The organism is Salinicola sp. (genome assembly GCF_982684285.1).
Map to the genome: position 1 here is coordinate 1 of NZ_CEXLVS010000168.1, position 9320 is coordinate 9320.

Consider the following 9320-nt stretch of genomic DNA (forward strand, 5'->3'; position numbering starts at 1 on the left):
CTTGATGGCTCGCCTTCCGGGTTGCGCTGAAACGTCAACAGCCCCCTAGGGAGAGTGATCATGCTGGAAGATTGCAAGACAGCTCGGGAGCGATGGGGCGGGGTACACGCGCTGATCGATCGATGGCTGGATCAGCGCTACGACATGCTCGTGACGCTGGTCGATCTCCGTGAGTTCTGCGATGCCGATCTGTCGGCGGTGCCCAAGGCGCGAATCGACGCTTTCAGCGAAGCGCTGATGGACTACATCAGCGCCGGCCATTTCGAGATCTATCCGCAGCTGCGAGAGGAAGCCAAGGCCTTCGACGACCAGGAGGCGCTGGCGGTGGCCGACAGGCTCCTGGCTCGCGTCGACGCCTCGACGCAGCTGGTGCTCGATTTCGACAGTGAGTACGCAACGCCGTCACGCTGTCAGCGCTATACCGACCGGCTGCCGGGCTGGCTGGAAAAACTGGGCGCCACCATGACCGAACGCTTCGATCTTGAGGATCAGTTGATCGGCCGGCTGCATGCGGTGCACGCGCCTTCGTCCACCGAGACGGCGGCTGCGCGAGACGGCCAATCCCTGCGGACGGAGTGAGTACCGCTTTCCCCCGGTGCCGTTTCCTTGTTTCGAGTTTCGATCCCGCGACGCCCTGGTTCCCGCCAGGGCGTCACGGCCTGGTCCGGTCCGCCCGCGGCAAGGCTACGCCGATGGCGCTCGCAAGGAGAGTATGCGCCAGCCTCGCTCCCGGGCCAGTTTCTCGAGCTCCTCGTCGGGGTCGACGGCCACCGGCGTGGCGACTTCCTCGAGCAGGTATCGATCGTTGATCGAGTCGCTGTAGAACCAGGCGTCGTCCAGCGCCAGGGTGGGGTGTTCCTCCAGCCACTCTCTGACCCGCGTGACCTTGCCTTCACGGTAGCTGGGGACACCCTCCACGCGGCCGGTGTAGCGCCCATTTTCCCGCTCCGCCTCGATCGCGATGAGATCGTCGACACCGAGGCGCCGGGCGATGGGGCCGGTGATGAACCGGTTGGTCGCGGTCACGATCAGCAGGAAATCGCCTCGCTGGCGGTGCCACGCCAGTAGCTCCTCGCCCTGTGGCAGAACATGCGGCTCGATCTTGCAGGCCATGAATTGCTGGTGCCAGGCGTTGAGCTGCTCTTCGCTATGCTCGGACAGCGGCTTCAGCGCCATCGAGAGATAGGCCATGATGTCCAGCTCGCCGGCCCGATAGTCGCGCAGATACTGGTCATTGGCACGCCGGTAGGCTTCGCCATCCACCGCGCCCTGTTCCACCATGAATTCGCCCCAGGCGTGGTCGCTGTCACAGCTCAGCAGGGTGTTGTCGAGATCGAAGATGGCCAGACTCAAGGTTGGCTCCTGTCCTGTGTCGTTCGTGTGTCGTTCGGGGCAACGACGTTGCCGTTCGAATCGCGGGTGCGGGTGCACGGCAGTATCGCAAACTCCCGCCGCTTTGCCCACGCCGGCGGTGGCGCCCGTGGCGGTTGCCGGGCGATAACTCCTTGTCGTCAAAGGCGTGGGCGCAAGAGCCGTTCGAGGGGCGTCTTGACGTCGGGGTTTTGGCGCCGGTTGGCTTAAGGCGTATTGATGCCCTTTCTCGCTTTGTGGAAGAATGATCCCAACGACGATTGAGCTAAGGTGAACGCTGTGATAGACGCCGATGGCTTTCGGCCGAACGTTGGCATCATCATCGCCAACTGTGATGGCCAACTGCTTTGGGCGCGTCGGGCGGGTCAGGAAGCGTGGCAGTTTCCGCAGGGAGGCATCAAGGCTTGCGAGACGCCACATCAGGCACTCTTCCGGGAACTCGAGGAGGAAATCGGGCTGACGTCCAAGGATGTCGATGTGGTCGCCTGTACGCGTGGCTGGCTGCGCTACCGTCTCCCCCGGCGCATGGTCCGAACGCATTCGAAACCGATCTGTATCGGTCAGAAGCAGAAGTGGTTTTTGCTGAAAATTCGCTGTCACGACAGTCAGGTCTGCGTGGACAGCACGCCCAAGCCGGAATTCGATGGCTGGCGATGGGTGAGTTACTGGTATCCTCTCGGGCAGGTCGTGTCCTTCAAGCGCGAGGTCTACCGGCGCGCGCTGCGGGAACTGGCGCCCGAATTCCATCGACTCTCTCTGGAGGAAATGGCCAGGCTTTGAGGCCGGCAGCACGATTCACGGCTGAGTGACTCCCCCCTGATGGCGACGACTGTCGCGTGGCATTCAGGGGTGGCGTCTTACCGGCCATTGATGCCACGACGAGGATCTCCTCGCCCACAAGAAAAGGCTCATGCTCGATACCCTTCGCCGCATCGTTCAGGAAGTCAACGGCGCACGTAGCCTGGATGCCGCGCTGGCCACCATGGTGCGCCGAATCCGGAAGGCGATGCGTACTGACGTCTGCTCCATCTACCTGTTCGACCGCGAACGCGATCGACTGGTGCTGATGGACACGATCGGCCTGCGCACCCAGGCCGTGGGTGTCGTGACCCTGCGCCTGGGAGAGGGGCTGGTCGGGCTGGTCGGGCAGCGCGAAGAGGCGCTGAATCTGGAAGACGCGCCGTCCCATCCGCAGTTCCGCTACTTCGCCGAGACGGGAGAGGAGCGTTTCTCGAGCTTCCTCGGCGTGCCGATCATCCATCAGCGGCGGATGCTCGGGGTCCTCGTCGTCCAGCAGCAGGAGAAGCGGCGTTTCGACGAGGGCGACGAGGCATTCCTGGTCACGATGGCGGCACAACTGGCGGGCGTGCTGGCCCATGCGCTGGTATCGGGGACGCTCAGTCGGCCCACGGGGCCCGACGGACAGGCGATGTTTTCCGGCGTGGCGGCGTCGCCGGGAATGGCGATCGGCGAGATCGTGGTGATCGCCCCGCCTGCCGACCTGGATAGCGTGCCGGACCTGATTCCGACCGATCCGGATGCCGAGGTGGTCCGCCTCCATGCCGCGCTCGCCCATGTGCGGGAGGATATCCGCAAGGCGGGAGCCCGCCTGGCCAGCCGGATTTCCACCCAGGAGCTCGCGCTCTTCGACGTCTACCAGCAGATGCTGGGAGATGCCGCGCTGGGCAACGAGGTGGAGAAGCGGATCCGGGAGGGGCAGTGGGCACCGGGAGCGCTGGCCGATGTGGTGCGTCGCCATACGCAGTATCTGGAGCGGGTGGATGACGGCTATCTGCGCGAGCGGGCGGCCGATATCCGGGATCTGGGCCGCCGGGTGCTGGCCCACCTGCAGGAAGGCAACGAGCGGACCCCCTCGACCTATCCCGACAACGCCATTCTGGTCGGCGACGAGATCAGCGCGGCGACGCTGGGCGAACTGCCCAGGAAGCGCCTGGCGGCGCTGGTCTCGATTCGTGGCTCCAGCAACTCCCACGTCGCCATCCTGGCCCGCGCCATGGGCATCCCCACCGTGCTGGGCATGGTCGACCTGCCGCTGCCGAGGATCAACGGGGCCAAGGCGATCCTCGATGGCCATCGGGGGCGGCTGTTCGTGCGGCCCGATGCCCAACTGGCCAAGCGCTACGAACGCCTGATCAAGGAGGAGCAGGCGCTGGCGGAAGTGCTGGAGCACGAGCAGCACCTGCCCAGCGAGACCTCCGACGGTCACGTCATGCCGCTCATGGTCAATACCGGGTTGGCGGTGGATGCCGTCGCCCAGCTCAAGCCGCGTGTCAGCGGGGTGGGGCTCTACCGGACGGAAGTCCCGTTCATGATGAACGAGCGCTTCCCCAGCGAGCAGGAGCAGACCCGGCTCTATCACGAGCAACTGGCCAGTTTCGCCCCGCTTCCCGTGGTCATGCGCACACTCGACATCGGTGGCGACAAGGACCTGCCGTATTTTCCGATCAACGAGGCCAACCCGTTTCTCGGCTGGCGTGGCATCCGCGTCACGCTGGACCATCCGGAAGTGCTGATGGTCCAGATGCGCGCCATGCTGATGGCATCGCGAGAGCTGGACAATCTGCGCATCCTGTTGCCGATGATCACCAGCGTGGACGAGGTCGATACCGCGCTACGCCTGCTGGCGCGCGCTCGCGAGGAGCTTGCCGAGGAGGGCATCGAGGTCGCCTCGCCCAAGGTCGGGGTGATGATCGAGGTGCCCGCGACACTCTACCAGCTGGCTGCGCTGGCGGACCGGGTCGACTTCTTCTCGGTGGGAAGCAACGACCTGACCCAGTATCTGCTCGCGGTGGACCGCAACAACGCGAGGGTGGCCGGGCTCTACGATGCCTGTCACCCGGCTGTGCTCAACGCCCTGTCGCGTCTTGCGCAGGAGAGCCGGCAACTGCAGATTCCCGCTTCTGTCTGCGGTGAGCTGGCCGGGGATCCCGCCGGGGCACTGTTGCTGATGGGCATGGGCTTCGATGCGCTGTCGATGAATGCGCCCAGCCTGCCAAGGGTGCGGGCCGCGATCCGGCGCGTCAGTATCGGCGATGCTCGCGCGCTGGTGTCGGAGACACTGTCGCTGCCGACCACGGCGGTGGTCAGGGAGCACCTTCGTCAGCGTCTGACCGACTGGCAGATTGGCCACCTGCTGCCGCCTCAGGACTGAGCCATCGTGGGCATCGCCAGGCGTGTGGCCTCGCCGATCGGCGCACCGCCCGCCGCGAAGCGCTGCTCCTCCAATGTCGTTTCCGCCGTCGAGACCGAGACCAGCGTCGTGGCTCGCGTCCCGTACTCCTGTCCTTCGATGAACGCCGCCGAGAGCCGGCGCTCGAGGTCCCGGGCAACCCCGGTGTGGGGGAGCTCGTCGAGCGATGCCTGGCGCGTATCGCCCATGGCCGACCGCATGCCGACCCGCCAATCCCTCGTCGTCAGCGCCTGTCGCAGCGCCTCCCGAGCCTGAACGACCTTGGGCCAGGGCGTATCGAGACCGGCATTGGACAAGCCATGCAGACCGGGCGACACGAGCCGCCAATGGGTCTCATGGCGACTGTGATGAAGCGTCCACATCCGGGTATCCGACATCACCAGCAGATTGAATCCGGCGTAGGGAGCGGCGCCATCCGATGCCAGCGTCTCCAGCCACACCGCCGGATCGTCGACCTCGAGAGCCTGGCGCACGAGCTCGCCGCGGCTGGGGGCGCCGTCGGGCGTTGGCGCCTGCTCCTCCCTGACGTTGGTCAGGGCGGCCATCCTCGTGGGCGTCGCTGCTAGCCAAGTTCCCCCGCCAACCAGGTCCCGGCCGCCGATCAGGCTGCTGCCGGGCCAGCGATGCAGCGCTTCGGCCGGGCGGGCGTGGAACTCGTCGCGATTGGCGGCGAGGCGCAGTCTCACCGCTGCCTGGGGCTGCCAATCGAACACGATCAAGCACATGCGGCGATCTCCAGCGAGAGGGCGATGGGGGATGTCGGGGCGCCGCCATGACACGGCCCCGTCGGCAGAGTACCATAAGCGCGCTAGCGACCCGTGCCAGCTCTCCGCTCCGTTGCCTCGTGTCTTACAGGACCCGTCACATGCCCACATCCCTCTCGTCCTCCATCGCCAGGCCGGCGGCAGGCGCTCTTGCTCCCTCGACACCGGGGTCCGTCAGGCATGGAGGCGTCCGATGCTGACGGCTATCGCGATCTATCTCCTGGTCGGCGCCGCTGCGGGTCTGATGGCGGGCGTGTTCGGTATTGGCGGGGGCATCGTCATCGTCCCCGCGCTGGTATTCACCTTTCTCGCCCAGGGGTTCGATCCCGCAGTCGTCGCACATCTGGCGGTAGGGACGTCGCTGGCGACCATCGTGGTCACCGGTGCCTCTTCCGCCTGGGGGCACTGGCGGCGGGGCAGCGTGAGGCAGGACTGGCTTCGGCTGATGATGCCGGGATTGCTGATGGGTGGGATTCTCGGCGTGCTGCTTGCCTCGGTACTGCCCGGTCATGCGCTGACGCGTCTGTTCGGGATTTTCGCGGTGGTGATGGCGCTGAAAATGCTGCTGACTCGCCCGCCCGCGACCCTGGGGCGGGAGCCGCGACGCTGGCCGATGACCTCGGCCGGGGCATTGATCGGCGGCGTCTCGACGCTGTTCGGCGTCGGCGGCGGGGTCATGTCGGTGCCGTGGCTGTCGCGTTTCACCAGCCGGATGACGGAAGCGGTGGGAACCTCGTCGGCCATCGGCCTGCCGATTGCGTTGATCGGCACCGCGACCAATGTCGTCGTGGGGTGGGGCGAGATGACCCTGCCGACGGGGGCGACCGGCTATGTGATGTGGCCGGCTTTTCTCGGCCTGATGGTGACCAGTGTTCCGATGGCCCGGGTCGGCGTCAAGGTCGCCCATGCATTGCCTGCCAGGACGCTGCGACGTATCTTTGCCCTCCTGCTGATCGTAGTAGGGATCAAGCTGATGATCGGCTAAGGAAACACTGCATAAATGTCTGCGCAGGTGAATCGGCTTCGTTGCGCGGTGCTGGAGCGCCAGCCCGGCCGGAATCCTCACATATAACCCATATGCTCCGGTTCCTGCGCTCCGTGCGCCTTGCGACGGAGTGCCGCCCACTTCATCCTGCTCGCCGATTTATTCAGCGTTTCCCATAACTCTTTCGTAGCCAAGGAGAAAGCATGCTGGCTTACCCCGAGATCGACCCGGTGGCCGTTTCGTTGGGCCCGCTCAAGGTGCACTGGTATGGACTGATGTATGTCGTCGGCTTCGTGGGGGCATGGTGGCTGGGGCGCCTGCGTGCCGACCGCCTGGGGCTCAAGCGCGATGACATCGGCGACATGCTGTTCTACGGGGCGCTCGGGGTGGTGCTCGGCGGTCGTATCGGCTATGCGCTGTTCTATGGTCTCGACCGGTTCGTGGACAACCCGCTGTGGATATTCCAGGTCTGGGACGGCGGCATGAGTTTCCATGGAGGGCTGTTGGGGGTGCTGCTGGCCGCCTTGCTGTTCGCGCGCAAGCACGGCCTGGCGTTCTTCCAGCTCACGGATTTCATCGCGCCGCTGGTACCGATCGGCCTGGGGGCGGGGCGCATCGGGAATTTCATCAATCATGAACTGCCCGGCCGCGTGACGGACGCCCCCTGGGCGCTGGTCTTCCCGGGAATGGGAGGGCAGGGGCGCCATCCCTCCTCGCTCTACCAGTTCTTTCTCGAGGGTGTGGTGCTGTTCGGCGTGCTGTGGATGGCGTCCCTGACCCCGCGCCGACGAGGCTTCGTCTCGGGGCTCTTCCTGATCTGCTACGGCGCGTTTCGGTTCCTGTCGGAGTTCTTCCGCCGCCCGGATCCGCAACTGGGGTTCATCGCCTTCGACTGGCTGACCATGGGGCAGCTGCTGTCACTGCCGATGGTCATCGCTGGTGTCGCGCTGATCGCCTGGTCGCGTCACAATGAGGTGGACGACGCCCGCCCGGGGCAGCCCGCGCGCTGAGCGAGCGTCGTCGAGTGGTTGGCCGCCGAGGTTTCAAGCGGCCTTGAAATCGAGAGTGTTTCGATGGGCTCGTCGCCTGCGCCGAGCCTGTCACTGGTAAAGGAGCGTGCCCATGCGGCCTTATCTCGACTTGATGCAGCGCGTGCTGGATAGCGGCGTTGAAAAAGCCGATCGGACCGGCGTCGGGACGCTTAGCGTGTTCGGCCACCAGATGCGCTTCGATCTGGGTGAAGGATTCCCCCTGGTAACCACCAAGAAGCTCCATCTGCGCTCGATCATCCATGAGCTGCTGTGGTTTCTCCGGGGCGATACCAATGTCGCCTACCTGCACGAGCACAACGTCTCGATCTGGGACGAGTGGGCGGATGCCGACGGCGATCTCGGCCCCGTCTACGGCTACCAGTGGCGAAGCTGGCCGACCCCCGACGGCGGGCATATCGACCAGATCGCCAGGCTGGTCGAGCAGATACGCCGCAACCCGGACTCCCGCCGACATATCGTCTCGGCTTGGAACCCCGCGCTGGTCGATGAAATGGCACTGCCGCCTTGCCATGCGCTGTTCCAGTTCTACGTCGCCAACGGCGCGCTCTCCTGCCAGCTCTACCAGCGCAGTGCCGATATCTTCCTGGGCGTGCCGTTCAACGTCGCCAGCTACGCGCTGCTGACGCACATGATCGCCCAGGTCTGCGGGCTCCAGCCCGGCGAGTTCGTGCATACCTTGGGCGACGCCCATCTCTATCTCAATCACCTCGATCAGGCCCGGCTGCAGCTCTCGCGTGAACCGTTGGCGCTGCCGACCCTGAAGCTGAATCCGTCGGTCGATGATCTTTTCGATTTCCGCTTCGAGGATATCGCCATCGAGGGGTACGAATCCCATCCTTCCATCAAGGCGCCCATTGCCGTATGAGTGACCTGACATCGCCAATGAAGCCGGAAACGCCGATCGCCATGATCGCGGCGCTGTCCCGCAACCGCGTCATCGGCGTGGGCAATCGGTTGCCCTGGTACTTGCCGGAGGATCTCAAGCGATTCAAGTCGCTCACGCTTGGCAAGCCGCTGGTCATGGGGCGCAAGACGTTCGAGTCGATCGGTCGACCGCTGCCCGGGCGCCTGAATATCGTGATCACCCGCGACCGGCACTATCATCGCGAGGGAATCAGGGTGTGCCACTCCCTGGACGAGGCGCTGCAACTTGCCGATCATCAAGCGGTGATCGACGCTGCGGCCGAGATCATGGTGATGGGCGGTGGAGAGATCTATCGCCAGGCGCTGCCCGTCGCCGACAGGCTCCAGCTTACCGAGGTGGACGTCGAGATCGAAGGGGACGCATTCTTCCCCGACTTCCTGAACGGGGAGTGGCAGGAGGTGGAGCGTTCCGTGATGCCGCCGCAGCCAGGCCAGCCGGACTATGCTTTCGTCCAATACCGTCGGGCGGCCGGTTCTGGCTGAGTCTCGGCAGGGCCATGCGGCCAGGAGGGATCGAGTGCCACTCGTCAGGATGCGCGATGGCATGTCCCTACGTAGATTGAGAGGACTTGAGAGGAGTTGTGCCGTGTTGACGGATCGAACACAGGCGCTCCTGGCTGCCATCGAGCACCAGGTCGAAGCGGGCCAAGCCGCTTTGGAAGCCGAGAAAGAGCGGTGCAAGGCCTTGGAGGCCGAGAATCGAGCCCTCAAGGAGCGCCTGCTGGCGCTGGCCGAACTGGACCCCATGGTGGTCAAGGGGCAGGATCATAACGAAGATCCGGACGGCGGTACGCGCGCCCGTGGTCTGGGCAATCTGGCATTTCGGCGGCCGCGGTCGAAACCGGGTGATGACGCTGGCACTAGAGCGGGTCGTCACGCTCCGGTCTCCCCGCTGCAGCGGCTGACGTCTTCGCCTTCCCATGAAAGGGCGCTTTCCGAGACCGATCGCCATGTGGATGTCGCGCGTGCCGAACCGGTAAATACCGCGCCACCTGACGCTGAACCCGAATCAA

The 9320-nt window shown here is 65.1% G+C and carries 10 protein-coding genes; 8 read left to right on the forward strand and 2 right to left on the reverse strand.

What is annotated here, in order from left to right:
• Positions 1-60 precede the first annotated feature (60 nt).
• On the forward strand, positions 61-579 hold the full coding sequence (rsd, locus tag AC3AYF_RS14280) for a sigma D regulator (RefSeq protein WP_295038606.1): 519 nt from the start codon (positions 61-63) through the stop codon (positions 577-579).
• Between the two features lie 105 nt (positions 580-684).
• On the opposite strand, the gene AC3AYF_RS14285 is transcribed toward rsd, so the two are convergent.
• The gene (locus AC3AYF_RS14285; RefSeq protein WP_295038608.1) at positions 685-1353 is read right to left on the reverse strand and encodes a histidinol-phosphatase; all 669 of its coding nucleotides are present in this window, start codon (positions 1351-1353) and stop codon (positions 685-687) included.
• A gap of 297 nt (positions 1354-1650) precedes the next feature.
• On the opposite strand from AC3AYF_RS14285, the gene AC3AYF_RS14290 reads away from it, so the two are divergent.
• Both AC3AYF_RS14290 and ptsP read left to right on the forward strand, forming a co-directional pair.
• Positions 1651-2151: an RNA pyrophosphohydrolase gene (locus AC3AYF_RS14290; protein WP_295038609.1), complete on the forward strand. Its 501-nt coding sequence runs from the start codon at positions 1651-1653 to the stop codon at positions 2149-2151.
• Positions 2152-2281: 130 nt separating this feature from the next.
• Positions 2282-4543, forward strand: coding sequence for a phosphoenolpyruvate--protein phosphotransferase (ptsP, locus tag AC3AYF_RS14295; RefSeq protein ID WP_295038611.1), 2262 nt, complete (start codon positions 2282-2284; stop codon positions 4541-4543).
• Here the strand turns inward: ptsP and AC3AYF_RS14300 are convergent.
• Positions 4534-5307, reverse strand: a complete 774-nt coding sequence (locus AC3AYF_RS14300; protein ID WP_295038613.1) for an NRDE family protein — start codon at positions 5305-5307, stop codon at positions 4534-4536. The genes ptsP and AC3AYF_RS14300 overlap by 10 nt on opposite strands.
• 232 nt (positions 5308-5539) lie before the next feature.
• Here AC3AYF_RS14300 and AC3AYF_RS14305 point away from each other — a divergent pair, with 232 nt between their 5' ends.
• The 5 genes from AC3AYF_RS14305 to AC3AYF_RS14325 all read left to right on the forward strand — a co-directional run.
• The gene (locus tag AC3AYF_RS14305; RefSeq protein ID WP_295038614.1) at positions 5540-6331 is read left to right on the forward strand and encodes a sulfite exporter TauE/SafE family protein; all 792 of its coding nucleotides are present in this window, start codon (positions 5540-5542) and stop codon (positions 6329-6331) included.
• A 203-nt stretch (positions 6332-6534) separates the two neighbouring features.
• Positions 6535-7341 carry a prolipoprotein diacylglyceryl transferase gene (gene lgt / locus AC3AYF_RS14310; protein WP_487779899.1) on the forward strand — a complete coding sequence of 269 codons (807 nt, stop codon included), beginning with the start codon at positions 6535-6537 and terminating at the stop codon, positions 7339-7341.
• A 112-nt stretch (positions 7342-7453) separates the two neighbouring features.
• Positions 7454-8248, forward strand: coding sequence for a thymidylate synthase (locus AC3AYF_RS14315; protein WP_295038620.1), 795 nt, complete (start codon positions 7454-7456; stop codon positions 8246-8248).
• Positions 8245-8790, forward strand: coding sequence for a dihydrofolate reductase (locus AC3AYF_RS14320; protein WP_295038622.1), 546 nt, complete (start codon positions 8245-8247; stop codon positions 8788-8790). Before AC3AYF_RS14315 ends, AC3AYF_RS14320 begins: the two co-directional genes overlap by 4 nt.
• 103 nt (positions 8791-8893) lie before the next feature.
• The coding region (locus tag AC3AYF_RS14325) for a hypothetical protein (RefSeq protein WP_295038624.1) at positions 8894-9320 on the forward strand (427 nt) is incomplete at its 3' end.

Bases quoted from the DNA above. Each gene is read 5' to 3' on its own strand.
- ptsP (WP_295038611.1), top strand. From the start codon at position 2,282: ATGCTCGATACCCTTCGCCGCATCGTTCAGGAAGTCAACGGCGCACGT.
- rsd (WP_295038606.1), top strand. From the start codon at position 61: ATGCTGGAAGATTGCAAGACAGCTCGGGAGCGATGGGGCGGGGTACAC.
- AC3AYF_RS14300 (WP_295038613.1), bottom strand. From the start codon at position 5,307: ATGTGCTTGATCGTGTTCGATTGGCAGCCCCAGGCAGCGGTGAGACTG.
- AC3AYF_RS14320 (WP_295038622.1), top strand. From the start codon at position 8,245: ATGAGTGACCTGACATCGCCAATGAAGCCGGAAACGCCGATCGCCATG.
- AC3AYF_RS14305 (WP_295038614.1), top strand. From the start codon at position 5,540: ATGCTGACGGCTATCGCGATCTATCTCCTGGTCGGCGCCGCTGCGGGT.
- AC3AYF_RS14315 (WP_295038620.1), top strand. From the start codon at position 7,454: ATGCGGCCTTATCTCGACTTGATGCAGCGCGTGCTGGATAGCGGCGTT.
- lgt (WP_487779899.1), top strand. From the start codon at position 6,535: ATGCTGGCTTACCCCGAGATCGACCCGGTGGCCGTTTCGTTGGGCCCG.